The following is a 17,549-nucleotide window of genomic DNA, read 5'->3' as shown; positions in this document are numbered from 1 at the left end:
GCCAGGACGGACTCGCCAGCGCTTCATGAGAAGCACCAGCTTCCATTGTGGATGTTCATTTCGTTGAGCGGGCCCGTCTATTTTTTTGTCCGTGTTTATCTAACTAAAACAAACATACCTTTTACATTCATAAAGGAACGGAGGAGGAGACCTGATGGACGCCAAAGCCATATGGCTCTTCGTATTTGTAGGCCTGTACTGGGGATACTGTATCTTCTGGGGCATCAAGGGTGCCCTGGCCACCAAGACCGCCAGTGACTACTTCATATCCGGTCGGTCGGTTCCCATGTGGGTGTTCATCCTTGCGGCGACGGCGACGTCCTGGTCGGGGTGGACGTTCGTCGGTCATCCGGGCCTTCTGTATCACACGGGCATGCAGTACGGGTACATCGGACTGTACGCGATCGGCATCCCCATCTCCGGCATGCTGTTCCTGAAGCGTCAGTGGATGCTCGGCCGGCGGTGGGGCTTCGTGACGCCCGGCGAGATGTATCACAGCTACTTCCAAAGCAACACAATGGTGTGGCTGGTGGTCATCGTGGCCACCATCTTTGCGGTGCCCTACCTGGGCATTCAGCTGCGTGCGTCCGGCTTCCTCTTCAACGTGCTCACCGATGGCGCCCTCGGCGTGACCTTCGGGATGTGGGCCCTCTCCGCCATCGTGCTGTTCTATGTGGCCTCTGGCGGACTTCGTGCCGTGGCCTACGTGGACGCCCTGCAGTGCGTGCTGCTTCTGTTCGGCATGACCGCCATCAGCTTTATTGCCATCTCCTATATGGGCTCCATCGGAGACCTGGCGCGCAGCATCGCGGCGGCCAGTCAGTGGGACCTGGTCACCGGCGGAGAGAGCGCGGGTCGCCCGGGTCTGACGCCGGCCGGGCACAGCGGTTATGTGGCAACGCCCGGCGTGATCCAGTGGGTCAGCGGGGTGGGGGATGCCCAGGGCGGCGCCTGGACCTCGGTGATGGTGCTCAGCTACATGATGAGTATGGCCGGCATCATGGCCTCGCCTTCGTTCACCATGTGGGCGTTCTCCAACAAGGATCCGCGTCCGTTCGCGCCGCAGCAGACCTGGGCTTCCGGCCTGATCTCCGGTGCGGTGATCGTTGTGCTGCTGGCCGTGCAGGCCATGGCCGGACACGGCCTCGGCGCCAACACGGACCTGGTGCGCGACATCTACAACCCGGAGTATGAGGAGACCCTCGGCCAGTACCGGGACTTGTACGCCAGCCCCGACGACGTAGTGCTCCAGCGTGGCCTGATCGCCACGCAAAACCCGGAGCTGAGCCGCGACGAGGTCGCCGCGCGCATTGACCAGGGTCTCGCGGCGGTTCGCGCCGGGCAGGATCCGCGCGAAGTGGCCGGCTGGGTGGACCTGCGCCGCGAAGGTGGCGGTGACTCCGGTCTGGTGCCGCAGTTGATGGGCCTGCTGGAGGCGGTCGCGCCATGGTTCGTGGGTCTGCTCGCTGTCTGCGCACTGGGCGCCTTCCAGTCGACGGGTGCGGCCTACATGTCCACCACCAGCGGCATCTACACCCGTGACGTGCTGCGTCGTTTCATCAACCCCAATGTCAGCCACAACATGCAGAAGCAGGTGGGAAGGGGTGTCGTGACGCTCCTTGTGCTGGCGGCATTGACCGTGGCGACATTCACGACCGATGCACTGGTGCTGCTCGGGGGCATGGCGGTCGCCCTGGGGCTGCAGATGTGGGTGCCGCTCATCGCGGTGTGCTACTGGCCCTGGCTCACGCGTCAGGGTGTGGTGGCCGGCCTCATCGTCGGCATCGTCGCCGTGCTCATGACCGAGAACCTGGGCCTTGCGGTGGTCGCCGCCCTTGGCATCGACGTGCCCTGGGGTCGCTGGCCGCTGACGATCCATTCCGGCGGGTGGGGCATTATGCTCAACATGCTGACCGCGATCGCCGTCTCGGCGGTGACCCAGGATGCCAGGGAGACGCAGCATCGCATGGGTTTCCACAGTTGGCTGCGTGAGCATGCGGGTCTGCCCGAGGACAAGCGCCGCCTGATTCCGGTGGCCTGGGGCATCGTGGCGATCTACTACATCTTCGCGATCGGACCAGGCAACATCATCGGTACCTACCTGTTCGGCGACCCAAACAACCCGGCCACCTGGTGGGTGTTCGGGTTCCCGTCCATCTACGTTTACCAGATCGTCTGCTGGCTGTTCGGCGTCGGAATGCTCTGGTTCCTGTGTTACAAGATGGAGATGAGTACCGTTCCGAAGCGGGAGATCGAGATCCTCTACGATGAGGATGCGTCCACCCCGCAGAAGGGCGGTGATGTTCAGCTGGGCGATGGCTTGAAGGCAACAACCTGAGCCCGGGCAAGACGAGGGCGGCGGGCCGGGTTTTCCCTGCCCGTCGCCTTCTTTCGTTGGTGACTAACGGAGTGTGGCAGTGACAACCTGGGGTTTTGCCTTGTATGTGGTCGTGTTTGCGATCCTCCTGTCCTTACCTGTCCGTCAGTTGATCTTCAACTTCAGCGTGCGGCGCCTGCAGGTCCGACTGCAAAGGACGCTGTCGGACGAGGAACTCGCCGGCCAGCGGCGAAGGGCGTGGGTGCTCGCGACCTTTGTCTGCCTGGTTTTTTCCTTCTTCTTCAGTGCGAACATCGTAGGTATCCCCGACTATGGATGACGCAAGCTATAGAATCCTGACCCGGGTGGCTATCGCCGCCCTGGTACTTTCCATCGGCTGGATCATCTTTGATGCCCTGCGCTCGGATCCGGCGCCGGGTGATGTGGCGTTGCTGGCGGCGGAACGCGCGTTTGCCGACGGTCGCTATGACCGGGCGCTCGACGAGTACCGTGAGGTTCTCAGGGCGGACCCCGATCGCGTGGAGGCCATACGCGGCAAGGCCCGCACCCTGCTGCAGCAGGGTCGCCCCGAGGAGTCCCTGAGGCACTTCGACCTCGCTATTGCCCGAGCGCCGGAGTTTGCCGGCACCTATGCAAACCGGGGGATTGCCTTCGATCGCATGGGCGAGCACCGGCGAGCGCTTGAGGACTACGAGTATGCCCTGTACCTGGACGCTTCAGTGGCCGATGGACCGGGCTGGATCACCCGTCTGCTGCACATGGATGCAGCGGGCCCACCGACGATTCGGGACCGCGCGGACTATCTTCGCGCGCAGCTGGCCCTACCCGAGGAGGAACGGCAGTTGAGCATGCCGGAGGAGGACGCTGCCCAGAGGCCTTATCGCCGCCGTTGATGGGCGGCCCGTCGATGTGGCCACGGGTCAATGATGCCGGGTGCAGCCGCGGCCGCACACTGCATCCGGTGCGTGCGCGATCAGTGGGAGATAGGAACCCCCGGGATGGGCAGGCCCATGATGTCCACCAGCAGAAAACGCAGACAGAACATCAGCGCAATGCAGCCAAACAGCAGGTGGACCGCCGGGCGGTCGCCGTTCTTGTCGCGGTAAGTAAGACCGTGCCACGCAATAGCACCGGTTACGATGACATAAATCCACATGGTTCGGACGTTATCCCCTAGTGTAGGCATCGCGCATGACAGTTTTGGCTTGCGCGCCACAGGTGCGTTGAAACTCTGTTTACAAGCATATCCGAGCCGTGCGCCGAAGGCCACTCGAGCGTGGCGTGTGTATGAAAAAGCGCGTGCAGCTTGAGAGAAATATGCGGGGAGGCCATAATCGATAGCAACACGGATTGTTAAGGCGAAACTAAAGAATGAGCGCTACGCCATGTGGATGAGGGTATGCGCACCCTGGTTGGTGTTTAAACGGCACGACCCGCTTTTTGGTTTTCGGATCCCGACAGTTCAGAGCAGTCCGTCGCAGCCGCAAGGAGACGGACGCCGCGAACAGTTTTGCACTTGGCGGTTCATCGGAGCCTGTCGGAGCCTGCGATAGAGGAGTTCGGCAAAGACGATTCACACACTTGCGTGTGTGAATCGCGAGCGAGGCATCCACGCCTCGCACCAGCAGGCTGTTTTTCGACAGCCTGCCAGACGTGGAACGGTGGGAGTGTGTTGAGTGGGCGGCTTGGCCGGGCCGATACGGTCATCGGTCGCAAGTCGATTTGTCCATTTGGTCGATTGCACCTTTCGCGGTGCGTACAGGCCTTGGGGTGGTGTTCTATGAGCAAGGTACAAGCGGCGCAGCGACTCGAGAGTTCGCACTCTGACGAAGTTGCCGAACAAGAGAGCGTCGGAACAGCCTTTGCCCGAAGATTGCGCATGGCAATCGGCGATCAGCCTGTTTTTCGATTCGCGCAAGAGTGTGGCATGAGCGACAGCCTGGTACGCAAGTACCTGGAGGGATCGCTGCCCGGGCTGGAGAAGCTGATTATGATTGCCGGGGCCGCCGGCGTTCGCGTGGGGTGGCTGGCCACGGGCGAGCTTCCCATGCGCGACAGCGTGCGGACCGGCGCATCTCCGTGTGTGCGTTCGCTGCATCCCGCAGCGTTCGGAGACTTCGAGCTGGTGCCCCGTTATGAGATCCAGCCTGACGCCAATGATGAGGCCGACGTGGACCAGGGGGAGGGCATCGAGCTCCTGGCTTTCCACCGTGACTGGCTCATGCGTGAGAGCCTGCAACCCGACGGTTTGGTTCTGGTGGGCGCCCGCGGCGATTCCATGGAACCGACCGTGGCGGACGGCGACCTGCTTCTGGTGGATACGCGTGAGCGTGGTGTGACCGAAGATGCGATCTATGTCATTCAGCTCGATGACCACGTGGTCGCCAAGCGTCTGCAGGTCGACTGGAAGGGAGGACTGTGGGTGCGCAGTGACAACCCTCAGTACGTGGAACAGCACATCACGGACCAGGAGGCCGCGCAGCTGCGCGTGGTCGGACGTGTTGTGTGGGTCGTCCGACGCGTCTGAGCATCACCCGCTGAATTATTGCCTCTTCCTTTGGAATTGCTTGAAGCGGTGCTCGATGAGCGTATGGCGAGATTGCGCGAGTGTCTTGATCACTGGGGTCGGTTGCCAGACCCCGCCTAACGGCTGCATGCACACAACAATAAGTAGACCCATGAGGGTACTTCCGCAGTGCCTCGACAGGGCACATCAACACGACCATCAACTGGAGCGATCATGTCGTGAAACACCTTTCCAGCTTCATCGTCCTGTCAGCTTTGCTTACTCTGACAGCGCCTATGAAGGCCACAACCAGTGAATCGCTATCGCCATACAATGAGCCTCGAAATCGCGGTTGATCTGGCCTTAGATCTGCCGTTTTCGCCCCCAAACAGGCATTCTGGAGATCATGGACACACCCACGTATTCAGTCGATGGATGGCCGTTGGGGCAGCGCTCTCAGGGCTCATCCTCTGTCCGAGAACAGGGCCCGGAGCCGCTCCAAGTCTTCATCGTTCCATCCCTCCGGCTCGGTCAAGGCCAGCCAAGCCTCCAGGTAATCCTCCGCCGCGTAGCGGTTGAGGGGTTGGCTGTCCTCAAGTAGGCTCGATATCGATGTGGATCTCATGGACGCAATCATCAAGTACCCGGAGCAGTTCCCAAATGTAACCGACAACCGGTGACCGGTTGAGCATATGCGTTACCTTGCACTGGCGGCAGACTACGACGGAACACTCGCCTCGCATGATCGGGTGTCGGATGACACAGTTCGCGCCGTCGAACGCCTGAGAAAGTCGGGACGACGGGCGATCCTCGTCACCGGGCGACGGGTGGACGACCTGCTGTCGGTCTGTCCCTGCGCGCGGCTTTTCGATCTGGTGGTGGCGGAGAACGGCGCCATCGTCTATGACCCCGCGACCCGGGAAGAGGCGCGCTATGCCAACCCGCCGCCGAAGCTCCTGCTCAAGGGTCTGCGGGAGCGCGGCGTGAACCCCCTGGAGATCGGGCAGGTGGTGGTGGGAACCCATGCGGCGCAACGGGCGACCGTGCAGGACGTCATCTGGGAGCTTGGACTGGAGGCACAGGTGATCGGCAACCGTGGCGCCCTCATGGTTCTGCCGGCCGGCGTCAATAAGGCGAAGGGGCTGGAGCGCGCACTCCGCAAGCTCGGACTCTCGCGTCACGAAGTGGTGGGAATCGGCGACGCCGAGAATGACCACTCGTTTCTGGAGTTGTGCGAATGCTCTGTGGCGGTGGCCAACGCGGTGCCGTCCCTGAAGGCTTCCGCAAGTCTGGAGACGACGGCCGAAAACGGCAACGGGGTCATCGAACTGATCGATGAGTTGATCGCCAACGATCTGCGCCGGCTGGACAACAGGCTCGAACAGCACCTGATCCCGCTCGGTACGGCGGCGGACGGGAGGGTGGTCAATCTTCCGCCTTTCGGCCACAACATGCTGGTTGCCGGGCCATCGGGCAGTGGCAAGTCCACGCTCACCGCCGGCGTCATCGAGCGGCTAATCGAGAAGGATTTCCAGGTGTGCATCGTCGACCCGGAGGGCGATTACGGGACACTGGGCGATGTGGTGGCGCTGGGCAACCAGTGGCGCGCTCCGTCACTCACGGAGATCCTCTCGATCCTCGAGGACCCGAAAGTCAATCTGAGCATCAACCTCCTGGGCATTCCGCTCGGCGACCGACCCGAGTTCTTCGGGCAGCTCATTCCCAACCTGCAGGCCATGCGGGCACGAACCGGACGGCCGCACTGGCTGGTGCTCGACGAGGCCCACCATATGCTCCCCGACACCTGGGGGCATACCGGCTCCGCGCTGCCGAACCGACTCGGTGAGACACTGTTGGTGACGGTGCATCCGGAGCATGTTGCGCCGGAGATCCTGGCACCGATCGACATCGTGGTCGCCATCGGTTCCTCGCCCGAAGAGACGCTCGCCAGATTCGGCCGGGCCACGGGCAGAACGCTCCCATGGCCCGAGGGCCTGACACGGGAGCCGGAGCAGGTGGTCGCTTGGTTTGTGGACGACGCCCAGCCTCCCTTCGCCATGCGGCCCATGCCCGGGCGCGCTGAGCGCGTGCGTCATCACCGCAAGTACGCCGAGGGCGACCTGCGTTGGCACAGCTTCTATTTCCGCGGCCCCGACGGCCGCCACAACCTGAAGGTGCAGAATCTCGCCATCTTCTGCCAGATCGCGCAGGGCATCGACGAGCAGACCTGGCTGTTTCACCTGCGCCGCGGCGACTACTCGCGGTGGTTTCGTTACGCGGTGAGAGACGAGTTTCTGGCCGAGGAGGCGCACCGCGTCGAGCAGCGCACGGACCTCCCGCCTGCGCAGACACGGCAGATGATCACCGAATTGGTCCAGGCCCGCTACACCCTGCCGGAGTGAAGCGGAGGGGGTTGGTGGGGTCGGACCACGGGAACCTTCTGATTCGCATTTTATGGACGCCTCCCTTGTTTCAAGGGCTGGGTGCTGGTGGGTCTGGAAGCGCTGGCGGCTGTCGTTGCGATCGATATTTGCATCTACGCGATGATGTCCAATCTCTCCCGCCTGGTGGTGCGCGTGGGCCGTGAACCGGTACGGGTATGTCGGAAGAGGAGCTCATGGATCGCTGGGCGCGCCTGTTCTCATTGCCCGTGCTGCTCACCCGCCTCCGGGCCGAAGAGACGGTCTCCGCCGCCGAGGCCGAGCAGCCCCGAGCCTGCTCGTACAATGGCGTGAGCGGCTATGTGACCTGTCCTGGTTCACGCGAGGCCTCAACGAGTGCATGGCCCGCCGGGCCGACGAGGAAGACGGCTGCGGGGCGTACAAGGGAGGGCCGTTCAAGAGCCAGGCGCTGCTGGACGAGGCCGCGGTGTTGATCTGCATGAGCTATGTGGATCTTAGCTGGTGCGTGCAGGCGTCGCTCAAACCCCGGAAGCATCCGATCTCACCTTCCTCCGGTAGCGTATTGCCGAGTAATCGGGATTGGACGGGGACCACCTAAATGACAGGCACGAATCACAAGGGCCGCACCTGATGAACCTGAACCGCACGTCTGCCGGGGATCACCCCAACCACATCTCCTTCACTGTCGACGACTATATGCAGCTGCTCGGCTGCGCGAGGCCGGCGATCCGGAAGATCAAGTGCGGCGCCATCCCGGGTCACCTTCCGCCGATTCTTCTACGTCTGGGCTTGAACCCCTAGCATCATCTTCGCCATGTGCGGCGAGACAGTCGCGGTCATCACGTCGCGGCGCTTGCTTACGTCAATCCGCTTCGCAAGGCGGCCGAGCAACTCGGGTGGCGGTTTCTCAAGGGATTGGGTCAGGCACGGCGGCTTTATCAAGCGCTGGCCTGATGTGCTACGGTTGAGGAGCTGGCTGTCCTCGGGTACGGCGTGGCAAATGAGAATGAATTGCCATTGGCCCCGCTTTGCTGTTATCTGATCAATCGAAACACGAAGATTGGCACATCGGCTGCCTGCCGACGACCAGAGGAGACCAACCATGGTGTCAAGAAGTGTACCGGTGGAGGAGTTCACCACCCCCGACCCAATCACCGCGAACGAAGATATGACGATCGACGATCTTCGGAATCTGATGGAGAAACACGGCATCCGCCATCTGCCTGTCGTCCGCGGTGATAGCGTCGTGGGGGTGATCAGCGACCGCAATGTACGCATCGTGTCGAGTTTGCCTTTCGCAGAAAAGCACCAAGTGCGGGCTGCCGACATAATGGCGGCGGATCCCGTGACTGTGGTTGCTACCATGCCTCTCGAAGACGTGGCGTACGCCATGTCGGAAAGGAAGGTAGGCAGCGTGATCGTCAATGATGAGGATGGCAAGTTCCTTGGTATTTTCACCGCCAGCGACGCCTTGAATGCACTGGTTGAGATCGTCCGTGGAGATGACACGCCCGCAGCGTGACGTAAGTGCGGGGAGAGAGGCAACGATAATGGGGTCGAACGACTGTGATGCCCTAAGCGCTGTCCGTGGTCTCGCGGAGGCGTGCCAGTTCCTCGCGCACGAATTCCTTGAACACGCGAACACGGGCCGGAGCATCGCGGCCCGCGACGGTGATGGCGTAAAGCTGGGCTCTAGCCACCATCCAGTGGGGGAGCACCACCTGCAGCCGATTGTCCGCCAGCGCGGAGGCGGCCACCAAGTCAAGTATCGGCCCGATGCCCGGTCGGCGAGGACGATGCGCGAAACACTGGCCAGCTCGCTGGTCTGGACGGCAGGCCTGAGCGAGATCCGCTCGACCCGGCCGCGCCTGGTCAGCGTCAGGGCGGTCGTAGTCATCAGGTCCCGGGCAACGACCAGATCATGAGACGATAAATCTCCGGGCACTTTGGGCTCACCACGCTCACGGAGATACGCCGGGGTGGTGTACAGGCGCACGTCCAAGTTCTTCAGTGGAATCGCGCGATAGTCCATGTCTGGCAGTTCGCTGCTCGCCCGTAGGGCGATGTCGATCCGGTGTGGGGTGAGGTCCAAAGCTCTACTGGTCAGGAGCAACTCCACAGTGATCTGTGGGTACTTACGACGAAAGCCCGTGATGATTGGTGGCAGGAGCTCCACACCCAAATCCGCCGGTGTGGTCACACGCAGATGACCCTGCGGCAGTGAGCGAGCCTCGCTGGCCGCCTCCGCGGCGTCGCCCAATAGAGAGAGCCTCCCGGGCCTTGGCATGGAAGGCGAGCCCCTCCTCCGTGACGCTCACCGCCCTCGGGCGCCTCGCTAACAGGGTCGTGGAAAGCCTTCCCTCGAGGCGGGTTACGCGTCGGCTGACCGCGCCCTTGGTCTCGCCCAGTTTGCCGGCGGCAGCCGATATGCTTCCTAACTCAACAACGTTGCAGAAGGCCCGGATGTCGTCCAGGGAGCCGCGAAGCTCCCGCGGATCCACCGCACCTGCGGAATTCCTTGTTTCCATTCTGTCAACCATAAGTTCCGATTCTACTGCCTTACGAGAAATCTACCACTAGGGCAGGATGGCTCCCGTACCCATGCCGGAAAAGACTGGAGGCACCCCCATGGCAAAGGCTACTTCCGTTCAAGCCCTAGCACGGACACGGACCCCGCAGACGCCGGTGGCCCTGGCCCTTCAAGAGCCGACGGCCGCGGAGCGCGATTCTGCGGCACCACAGTCTCAGGGCCGGACGCAGGAGCTATACTCGAATTCAATGTACAGGCGATTTGAAGAAGGTGGCGTGCTCGTTGACTCAGGAACTGGCGTCAGTACTCCGGCGTGCACGCAGGAGGCGGAAATGGTTAACGAAAGAAAAAGAAAGATGGTCCAAAGAAAGAAGAGAGACGATGAGGTCGAACGGCTAAAGCGTGAGCTGGACGAGGAGTTGGACCGTCAGCTGCGCGATAGCTTCCCGGCAAGCGACCCCCCTAAGATTACACGCACCCCCTAACCCAGAGCGGAAGCGTCATCGCAGGACTAGAGAGAGCAGAGTCCCAACTACGGCATTCCTGCAATCTGTACGCTGGATGATTCCTCAAGGTACGCTGTTTGAGTGCGCGCCCCTGCTTCTGGACCATCCTGGGTTCTACCCCGGTTTCACAGACGGTTGAGTTAAGAGTAATTGCTTCTGCTTAGCCGCCTCAAGACGCCGCCCCCATAGGGTGCTATAGAATGCGGCTTACTGGTCGACTCGTATCGGAACCAAGGATAGCCCACGGGCCCCATCGACGGAACCAGGGATACTCGGGAACTCAGGGATGGACCCCAACTTCCATCGAGAAGACCATCGTCCTTAGAATGAACGTGGTCTGTCCCTGGTCTGCCCGTGATCTTTTCCGTTCTACCCATACCTTGTGGGTGCCTATCAGGATGCCACTTCTGGGCAAGACTCTTGTAGGCAGCCGGATCACCGGGTCGCTGGTTTTGCATGATACCTGAAGGCTGAGCTAGTTGAGTCAGTGCGCGTTGACAGCTTTATTGACTGGGATTCTTTGTCCTAGCCTCTACCATCGAAGCCATTACTTCCGATTCCGGAAGCCCCGTATCCTTCAAACCCGCAATTACGCCGATTTGGTTTCTGGTTGACTGGTTCTGACTGACCTTCCATTTACCAAGCAACTTTGTGATTACCATTTCTACGCCCACTATGGCCGCCATTATTCTTTCGATATAGTCGGGCGGCGCGTCGGATACGGCCCACGGCTCTGGAAAGGACGATTCATTGTGCTCCGTAAGGTCGTCGAGCTGTCTCCGCAACCACGACGCATCATCGACTGCACGCAACACGCCGTAAGCATGCACGACCGCATAATTCCAGGTGGGGACGACCTTTCCGGTTTCCTTCTTCGTTGCGTACCACGAGGGCGTTATGTAGCTGTCTGGGCCGCGGAAGATTGCCAACGTTTCAATGCCGTCCACAACCTCCAGCGCCAACGGATTTGCACGGGCGATATGACCCCGCAGTACGCCATACGATGAGGTTGCCTGAGACAAATATAGCGGAAGGTGATTAGCGTTTAGCCCTTCCAAAGAATGTGTCACTACAGTCGCCAACGGATACGCACGAATCAGAGCGTGCATGACCTCTAGTCGTGACTCATCAAACCGCATAGGAATGTACACGCTCTACCCTCTGCTTTCGCGGAAATGCCCTTCACCATGACTACAGGGCCGCCGCTCGGATTCGAGCGTGATCGTAAACCCAGAGTCGTTCAAGTCGAATGTCTTCATTATGGTAGTTCAATACTTGAGATCTACCGATAGAGCTAGATCGCCCCCCAACTGACTTGTCGTCATTCGCTCACTGCTCGACGCTGCGCAACAAACGCGATTGCATCGTCCAATCTGTCGTTTCCCCAGAACATCTCTCTTCCTCTGAAGAATGTCGGAGCGCCGAAGATGCCCAGTTCTCGGGCGCGCTCAATTTGCTGTCGGAGCACGTTTTTGCTTTCAGCCTGCTTCGCTTGCCTGATCAGTTGTTCACCGGCAAGTCCGAGTCTATTCAGAAGCGACTGCATGGCAACCGCATCATCAATTTCCAAGTCGTGCAAGAAGTTCATGCGCATTACCTCTCGACAAAATTCCCCAATCCATGGTTCATCTGAACCGAGCAGCGCAATGCGCGTTGGCAGAGTGGAACTGCGTGGAAACACTGAGGGTTTTTTCCATGGAACATCATATTTCGCGCACTGGCGTTCCATATCCCTCCACATATAGCGTCCCATGGACTCGTAAACGACGAACGGGGATGTCTCCCAGCCCATCTCCTTGAAAATCGGCCCGAGCAGGAACGGCCGCCATACCACTGTCACACCGCACCGATGGGCAAGATCCTCCACACGCATGACTGAAATGTGACTGTAGTTACTGGCAAAATCGAACCAGATCTCCACCGTATCCGTTGGGTCGCAATGTGCTTGTATTCTCTCGTCCACGGGGTTACAAGTTCATCGGTCAGAACGTAACAAGGCAGCGTACTTCGATACTTTCGCGCGGAGGCGCATCCGGGGGTGCCTGTGGATGATCGAAGGCGCCATGGGGCGTGAAACGCGACACGCCGCTCAGAACCGAATCATATTGCTTGAACACCAGGGCTTCGTTTCGGTCCATGGCTGAATAATAGTACCAACGCTGCCAGGGGCTATGGCGGCATAGGTAGATCCAGCCGGTCCGATTCGGGTAGCGAACCTCGCCTTCGACCAAATCACCAGTCGATACGGTGCGTGCATCACACAGCGCAAGCGGCGCATCCAGCACAGGACCATTGATAGGTCGCCAAATGTTGATGATGCAAAAGCTCTGTACATTCCTGCGTGCATCTGGGTCCGGTAGATCCAGGGCCAATCGCTGGCGCCCGGATGCTTCCGTGAAGTCATTATGGAGTCGACCGTTGGCAGGCGCGAATCCATCTGCGCTACCCCGCCCGAAGTTCAAGGGCGTACGGCCGGGGCCACGCCGGCGAACCAGGTGATCAAATACGTACGCCTCCCGACCGCCGGTGACCATCAGGGCCAGTTCACGGGCTTCTGCATAATAAATCTCCCGCACAACCTTGTGATCTCGAAAGTCTCTTACCGCAGAAGGCGCGTCCCAGAGGTCAAACCCCATCGAGTCGACCCAAGGCCTTACCCGAAGTCTTCTGGCATCAACGATTTCGACCGATCGGTGGTCATAGCCGGCGTTCTCCCACGGAACGCCAGGCGGTGGTGGATAGGCGTATTGAACCGGTGACTCGTCGGTTTCCGGTAAAAAGCCTAGTACGGCTGATGTGCTGTCTCGCCGACCGGGAATCAACCCGTTGGAAAGGGGCCCTGCCAACGATCTCACATGCTCTGTACACATGCCTGCGCTCCTCGCTCATACCAGTCTATGCAGGCCTCCAAGCAGGTAGTGATGGTTTCTTAAAGGCCGGCGAGGTGAGTAAAGCACGCAGGCCAAACGCCTCTCAATCGAGTTTTCCGCACCGTTCGCATGCACGTCAGGAATGCGAACGGTGCGAAAGCTCTGCCCCGGCGCTCACCGGTTCACATTCGGCTTCCGCCATGAGCCAGTCACGAAGCGCTGCCACAGCAGGGCGCGATTCCCGCCCATCGGTCACGAGCCAGTAGGCATAGGAGACGCCAGCGGGAGGACGTGGATCGAGCAGCGCCACCAGACTACCCTTTCCCAGCACCTCTCCAAGGAGGGCTGTACGCCCCAGGGCAATGCCCTGACCGGCCATCGCTGCATAAATGAGTTGATCGTACTGATTAAAGCGAAGGATCGAGCACGGATGGATATCTCCAAGGCCGTTTGAGTCCAGCCAGTGTTGCCACTTCAGCCAAGGAGTTTCAGGGCTGTCAAACTCGAGCAAACAAACCGATCCAAGAGTTTCATGGGAAAGCCCATGCCGAGGCGCAATGCCAGGATGTGCCACCGGCGCAATCCGTTCCTCGAATAGCCGTCGAGCACCCGCAGGCGCGGATTCCCTGTCACAGTATCGAATAGCCAGATCAACCCCTTCCCGACCAATCTCACGTACTACGCGGTTGCTGGCGGCCACCCGCACTTCCACTTCCGGATGCAGTGCTTGGAACCTTCCCAGACGTGGCAATAGCCACAGCCCGGTCACTCCGATGCTGGCACTCAGCGTAACCGCCTGCCGATATCCGATGCCAGGGAGACGCTCAACGGCATCCGAGATCAAGTCTAACGCCGCGTTACATGCGAGAAACAGCGATTCGCCCTCCGGTGTGAAGGCGATTGAGCGATGACCTCGAATGAATAGTCTTGTATTCAGACGCTCCTCGAGCGTACGAATCTGGCGGCTCACCGCAGACTGGGTTAAGGCCAGATCCTCTGCTCCTTCTGTAACACTACGTCGACGTCCGACAGCCACGAAGCCACGGAGTAGATCGAGATAGTTGATCTTACGCAGGTCACGGGACATCGCCGATTGCGCCTGGACACTTGGGGCAGACCAGCTTACGGCACTCTGGCAGTTTTACGAAAGAGAGACCGTTCATGGTCCCGAGAATCCCACTGTCGTAGAGAGGCCGGCTGGCCGGCTTCCCGGTGCAGTTGCTATCGTTATGTTCTGGGCACCTTTCGCGCTCTGGCGCCTTCGCCGGATAGGCCGATCAGATCGGAAATGCATGAAGTGGACCTGTTTCCGCTACCAACTGTGAGGGTGTGCGGGCCACGTTCATGATCCAACAAACGGCATAGAAGTAACCGATCAACGCGGTCATCTCCACGACTCCCTGTTCTTTCAAGACAGCAACCGCACGGGCGTAGGTGCCGTCCGACAGCCCATGATGGCCAGATAGCTCCCGGGTGAAGTCATACACCACTGCTTCGTCTGGGGAGAGTGTCTGGGGCCGCGCACCTTCAAATAGCTCCTTAAGCGATTCCGGCGCCACACCTGCCGCGATCGCCAGTGGGTAATGTACCGCCCACTCGAACTGGTTTGATGTCTCACGGGCCACGATCAGTGTGGCGAACTCCTTGAGGTCTTCGGGCAATGTGGACTTGAACCGTAGGTATTCACCAGTGCTAGCCAGGTTCTCCAAAAGCTCTGGAGAACGCATGAGCGGTATAAACGGCCCCTTTATGCCCTTGCGTGGACCATTGATCAATGCATCGGCTTGCTCCTTCTGTTTTGTACTCATCTGTGCTGGATCAGGAAGGGGAAGGCGGGAATCGGTCGCACCGGAGAATCCTTGTGGAGTCGAACTGTTATTTGGCCTCATCAGACTGTCCTCTCAGGGTAATGCCCGGCACAGTGGACCAGGCGATCATGGTGGATGCCGCGACCAAACCGATCGCAGCCGTGAAGAAGGCGTAGTTGGTAGGCAAGCCGGAGTATATGAACCCGTTGAAAACCATGGGCCCCAAGAGCTGACCCAGTGCAAACGCCGCGGTCATCCACGCCATGAGCGTCCGCGCTCGGATGCCTCCCAGGGACTCACCTACTCTCATGCCCAACATGGTGATGACCATGAAAGTACTTCCCACACAAATGGCGCAGATCACGACGTTGGCAACCGAGGTACCCATGGCAAGCAACACGAGACCTAACGCCATGACCAAGTTCGCCAAAGCCCAAGCAGTACGCGGACGCGCTCCTCTGGTCAGCACCCCAAGTGCAACAGTAGAGAACACCGTCGCCACCCCGAATAGAGGCCAGATCCATCCGAAGGATGCGGGATCCGGGACGATCTCTCTCGCGTACACGGGCAAGAAAGTCGCCGGTAGGATATACCCATAGCCAAACAGACCATAGGCCAGTATCAGGGGCCACCACGGAGGGCCTGACAGCGCATCGGGAGCTACCTTCGCGCTCTCTCGAACATCCGCTCTTTGCTCGGCTCGCACAGAGTGGCGGCGCAAGAACAAAATGAACCGATCCCATAGCTCCTTCATGTATCGAGCGCGGAGCTGCTGTGCTCGGCCGGGTTGGTAATCGATGTCGCGCCTGTTGTCGGTCCCGCGACCTATACCGGAATGGTCTCGCATGGACGTCGCTGTATGCGGCGCGGAAGCTCGTCCATTCCTCGTCACCAGAACAGGATCACCTATGCCACTCTCGCGTGGCACACACCGCCAGGCATAGACGGCGAAGGACAGACCGAGCCCTGTTAGGGCAAGCCACGCCCCGGCAGAATGATTCCCAGACAAGAACAACGCCTGGCAGGTCAGCCCCGCCACGGCGATGCCAAGACCCACGCCGGCGAAAGCGATTCCGTTCAGGCTGGTACGACCTGCTTTACGCAGTCGCGGAATGACCAAAGAGGTAGCGCCCACCAATACCCACGCACTCCCAATCCCTGCCAGGCACCGGATCAGCAGCCATAAGGGCAATGAACTGATCACGCTCATCAATGCGGTGGTGGCTACCACTACCCCCAGCCCCGTCCGGAACAAACGGAATGCTTCAATGCGCCGATGTGCGGCAGAAACGGCGCCAATGAGATAACCTAGGTAGTTGGCAGAGGCGATGAGGCCCCCGTCTGACAGGGACAGGTCGAAGTCGACCTGCATGATCGGCAGGATCGGCGTGAACGCAAATCGACCGATGCCCATTGCTACCGCAAGTGAAGCGGCACCTGCCATGGCCAGAGTCAGTTCGTTTCCAGACGCTGCGCTGTTCATGTCCGGAGACTCTACGCGCCAGCGGACATCGAAAGATATTGAATTATCAAGAAGGAGCGTTCTGAAAATGAGAAAGCTGAACCTGGATGAGCTTGAGATCTTTCAGGCCGTTGCCACAGCCGGCGGCGTAACGGCTGCATCGAAGCTGTTGCATCGTGTCCCTTCGAACATCACGACGCGTCTTAAACAGATGGAAGAGCGTCTGGGTGTCCGCCTGTTCAACCGTTGTGACAATCGTTTGTCGCTCACCCCCGAAGGAAACCTTTTACTAAACTACGCCGAGCGTTTGTTCCAGCTGGTCGGCGAGGCGGAGCTTTCACTTTCCGAACGACGGCCAATGGGAACGCTGCGAATCGGCTCCCTGGAGAGCACTGCCGGCGCCCGCTTACCCACGATTCTCTCGGACTACACGAGCCGCCACACCGATGTGCAGCTGGAGATCCGGACCGACACTACTGCCGGCCTCATTGAGGCCGTATCCAACTGCGAAATTGAAGGTGCCCTTGTATCACAACCTTTCTGGGCGCCCAGGCTTTCGGCTGCACCCATCTTCAGAGAGGAGCTCGTGCTTATCAGCGGAAGTCAATCGAAACCCACCAATCGCATACAGGACATCGATTGCTCGACGTTGATCTGTTTTCCGCAAGGGTGTTCGTATCGGAAGGTTGTCGAAGGCTGGTTATCAGCTGAAGGTATTACACCGATACGCTTCGTCGAACTCGCATCCTATCCTTCAATCATCGGTTGCGTGGTTGCCGGCACCGGTGTCGCTATCGTGCCGCTATCCGTGGTGGATTCGTTAGGCATTCGAGACGAGGTGCAACGGCATAGACTCCCCATAGAGCTTTCTCGAAATATCACGCACTTCGTATGGCGCCCAGAGCGCGAGTCTCTCGCACTTCGTGCTTTCCTCAGTCTTCTCCAACAGCACGCGACTGATCTTGGTACCGTTACGGGTACTATGTTTCAGCACGACTCTGCCGTTGCTACCGTACCCTTCGAGTCCGATGCAGGGGAGACTGAAACGATGGCACCCAACGGACGATCTCCACGGAGGCATTGACTGGCTCAACAAATCGCTCACCTACCACACCCAAGGTTTGCTC

Annotated in this window: 17 protein-coding genes and 1 pseudogene; 7 read left to right on the top strand and 11 right to left on the bottom strand. The window is 59.8% G+C overall.

Going from position 1 to position 17,549, the window contains the following annotated elements:
- Positions 1 to 154: 154 nt before the first annotated feature.
- The 3 genes from B1C78_RS14535 (at position 155) to B1C78_RS14525 (ending at position 3,231) form a co-directional block, all read left to right on the top strand.
- The gene (locus B1C78_RS14535; protein ID WP_077279889.1) at positions 155 to 2,338 is read left to right on the top strand and encodes a sodium:solute symporter family protein; all 2,184 of its coding nucleotides are present in this window, start codon (positions 155 to 157) and stop codon (positions 2,336 to 2,338) included.
- Between the two features lie 73 nt (positions 2,339 to 2,411).
- Complete coding sequence (locus B1C78_RS14530; RefSeq protein WP_139349959.1) at positions 2,412 to 2,657, top strand: hypothetical protein; 246 nt, start codon at positions 2,412 to 2,414, stop codon at positions 2,655 to 2,657.
- A complete protein-coding gene (locus B1C78_RS14525; protein ID WP_077279887.1) occupies positions 2,650 to 3,231 on the top strand; it encodes a tetratricopeptide repeat protein in 582 nt (193 codons plus the stop codon). The genes B1C78_RS14530 and B1C78_RS14525 overlap by 8 nt, the downstream gene beginning before the upstream one ends.
- Before the next feature lie 80 nt (positions 3,232 to 3,311).
- Here B1C78_RS14525 and B1C78_RS14520 read toward each other — a convergent pair whose 3' ends face one another.
- A complete protein-coding gene (locus B1C78_RS14520) occupies positions 3,312 to 3,494 on the bottom strand; it encodes a hypothetical protein (RefSeq protein ID WP_077279886.1) in 183 nt (60 codons plus the stop codon).
- Between the two features lie 771 nt (positions 3,495 to 4,265).
- Here B1C78_RS14520 and B1C78_RS14515 point away from each other — a divergent pair.
- Positions 4,266 to 4,865, top strand: coding sequence for a S24 family peptidase (locus tag B1C78_RS14515; RefSeq protein ID WP_175628324.1), 600 nt, complete (start codon positions 4,266 to 4,268; stop codon positions 4,863 to 4,865).
- Between the two features lie 442 nt (positions 4,866 to 5,307).
- Here the strand turns inward: B1C78_RS14515 and B1C78_RS17665 are convergent, their stop codons facing one another.
- Complete coding sequence (locus B1C78_RS17665; RefSeq protein WP_175628323.1) at positions 5,308 to 5,469, bottom strand: hypothetical protein; 162 nt, start codon at positions 5,467 to 5,469, stop codon at positions 5,308 to 5,310.
- 67 nt (positions 5,470 to 5,536) lie between these two features.
- Here B1C78_RS17665 and B1C78_RS14510 point away from each other — a divergent pair, with 67 nt between their 5' ends.
- Positions 5,537 to 7,246, top strand: coding sequence for an HAD family hydrolase (locus tag B1C78_RS14510; RefSeq protein WP_077279884.1), 1,710 nt, complete (start codon positions 5,537 to 5,539; stop codon positions 7,244 to 7,246).
- Between the two features lie 1,102 nt (positions 7,247 to 8,348).
- A complete protein-coding gene (locus B1C78_RS14500) occupies positions 8,349 to 8,768 on the top strand; it encodes a CBS domain-containing protein (protein WP_077279883.1) in 420 nt (139 codons plus the stop codon).
- A gap of 52 nt (positions 8,769 to 8,820) precedes the next feature.
- Here B1C78_RS14500 and B1C78_RS17890 read toward each other — a convergent pair whose 3' ends face one another.
- The 9 genes and pseudogenes from B1C78_RS17890 to B1C78_RS14460 form a co-directional block, all read right to left on the bottom strand.
- Positions 8,821 to 9,006 carry a type 2 periplasmic-binding domain-containing protein gene (locus B1C78_RS17890; protein ID WP_245795446.1) on the bottom strand — a complete coding sequence of 62 codons (186 nt, stop codon included), beginning with the start codon at positions 9,004 to 9,006 and terminating at the stop codon, positions 8,821 to 8,823.
- 86 nt (positions 9,007 to 9,092) lie between these two features.
- Positions 9,093 to 9,422, bottom strand: a pseudogene (locus B1C78_RS17885) (LysR substrate-binding domain-containing protein); the annotation flags it as partial.
- Positions 9,382 to 9,774, bottom strand: coding sequence for a LysR family transcriptional regulator (locus B1C78_RS17880; RefSeq protein ID WP_245795445.1), 393 nt, complete (start codon positions 9,772 to 9,774; stop codon positions 9,382 to 9,384). The gene B1C78_RS17880 and the pseudogene B1C78_RS17885, both read right to left, overlap by 41 nt.
- 1,011 nt (positions 9,775 to 10,785) lie before the next feature.
- Entirely contained in the window at positions 10,786 to 11,421 is a 636-nt protein-coding gene (locus B1C78_RS14485) for an FMN-binding negative transcriptional regulator (protein WP_281250612.1), read from the bottom strand.
- Between the two features lie 182 nt (positions 11,422 to 11,603).
- Complete coding sequence (locus tag B1C78_RS14480) at positions 11,604 to 12,245, bottom strand: 2-hydroxychromene-2-carboxylate isomerase (protein ID WP_217698046.1); 642 nt, start codon at positions 12,243 to 12,245, stop codon at positions 11,604 to 11,606.
- Positions 12,246 to 12,264: 19 nt separating this feature from the next.
- The gene (locus tag B1C78_RS14475) at positions 12,265 to 13,152 is read right to left on the bottom strand and encodes a CmcJ/NvfI family oxidoreductase (protein ID WP_217698045.1); all 888 of its coding nucleotides are present in this window, start codon (positions 13,150 to 13,152) and stop codon (positions 12,265 to 12,267) included.
- A gap of 136 nt (positions 13,153 to 13,288) precedes the next feature.
- Positions 13,289 to 14,239, bottom strand: coding sequence for a LysR substrate-binding domain-containing protein (locus B1C78_RS14470; RefSeq protein WP_077279880.1), 951 nt, complete (start codon positions 14,237 to 14,239; stop codon positions 13,289 to 13,291).
- 190 nt (positions 14,240 to 14,429) lie between these two features.
- The gene (locus B1C78_RS14465) at positions 14,430 to 14,960 is read right to left on the bottom strand and encodes a carboxymuconolactone decarboxylase family protein (RefSeq protein WP_217698044.1); all 531 of its coding nucleotides are present in this window, start codon (positions 14,958 to 14,960) and stop codon (positions 14,430 to 14,432) included.
- 67 nt (positions 14,961 to 15,027) lie between these two features.
- Positions 15,028 to 16,443 (bottom strand): YbfB/YjiJ family MFS transporter, encoded by a 1,416-nt coding sequence (locus B1C78_RS14460; protein ID WP_077279878.1) that lies wholly within the window; start codon positions 16,441 to 16,443, stop codon positions 15,028 to 15,030.
- Between the two features lie 67 nt (positions 16,444 to 16,510).
- Between B1C78_RS14460 and B1C78_RS14455 the strand changes: the two genes are divergently transcribed.
- Positions 16,511 to 17,506 (top strand): LysR family transcriptional regulator, encoded by a 996-nt coding sequence (locus tag B1C78_RS14455; RefSeq protein WP_175628322.1) that lies wholly within the window; start codon positions 16,511 to 16,513, stop codon positions 17,504 to 17,506.
- Positions 17,507 to 17,549 lie beyond the last annotated feature (43 nt).

It is taken from the genome of Thioalkalivibrio denitrificans, assembly GCF_002000365.1.
In the GTDB taxonomy this organism is placed as follows: domain Bacteria; phylum Pseudomonadota; class Gammaproteobacteria; order Ectothiorhodospirales; family Ectothiorhodospiraceae; genus Thioalkalivibrio_A; species Thioalkalivibrio_A denitrificans.
Note: the sequence above shows the minus strand (reverse complement) of the source record. Positions and strands in the feature narration are given on the sequence as shown.

Excerpts from the sequence above, each read along its gene's own strand:
- B1C78_RS14535 (WP_077279889.1), top strand. The coding sequence starts at position 155 with ATGGACGCCAAAGCCATATGGCTCTTCGTATTTGTAGGCCTGTACTGG.
- B1C78_RS14525 (WP_077279887.1), top strand. The coding sequence starts at position 2,650 with ATGGATGACGCAAGCTATAGAATCCTGACCCGGGTGGCTATCGCCGCC.
- B1C78_RS14520 (WP_077279886.1), bottom strand. The coding sequence starts at position 3,494 with ATGTGGATTTATGTCATCGTAACCGGTGCTATTGCGTGGCACGGTCTT.
- B1C78_RS14515 (WP_175628324.1), top strand. The coding sequence starts at position 4,266 with ATGAGCGACAGCCTGGTACGCAAGTACCTGGAGGGATCGCTGCCCGGG.
- B1C78_RS17665 (WP_175628323.1), bottom strand. The coding sequence starts at position 5,469 with ATGAGATCCACATCGATATCGAGCCTACTTGAGGACAGCCAACCCCTC.
- B1C78_RS14510 (WP_077279884.1), top strand. The coding sequence starts at position 5,537 with ATGCGTTACCTTGCACTGGCGGCAGACTACGACGGAACACTCGCCTCG.
- B1C78_RS14500 (WP_077279883.1), top strand. The coding sequence starts at position 8,349 with ATGGTGTCAAGAAGTGTACCGGTGGAGGAGTTCACCACCCCCGACCCA.
- B1C78_RS17880 (WP_245795445.1), bottom strand. The coding sequence starts at position 9,774 with ATGGAAACAAGGAATTCCGCAGGTGCGGTGGATCCGCGGGAGCTTCGC.
- B1C78_RS14485 (WP_281250612.1), bottom strand. The coding sequence starts at position 11,421 with ATGCGGTTTGATGAGTCACGACTAGAGGTCATGCACGCTCTGATTCGT.
- B1C78_RS14475 (WP_217698045.1), bottom strand. The coding sequence starts at position 13,152 with ATGTGTACAGAGCATGTGAGATCGTTGGCAGGGCCCCTTTCCAACGGG.
- B1C78_RS14470 (WP_077279880.1), bottom strand. The coding sequence starts at position 14,239 with ATGTCCCGTGACCTGCGTAAGATCAACTATCTCGATCTACTCCGTGGC.
- B1C78_RS14465 (WP_217698044.1), bottom strand. The coding sequence starts at position 14,960 with ATGAGTACAAAACAGAAGGAGCAAGCCGATGCATTGATCAATGGTCCA.
- B1C78_RS14460 (WP_077279878.1), bottom strand. The coding sequence starts at position 16,443 with ATGAACAGCGCAGCGTCTGGAAACGAACTGACTCTGGCCATGGCAGGT.
- B1C78_RS14455 (WP_175628322.1), top strand. The coding sequence starts at position 16,511 with ATGAGAAAGCTGAACCTGGATGAGCTTGAGATCTTTCAGGCCGTTGCC.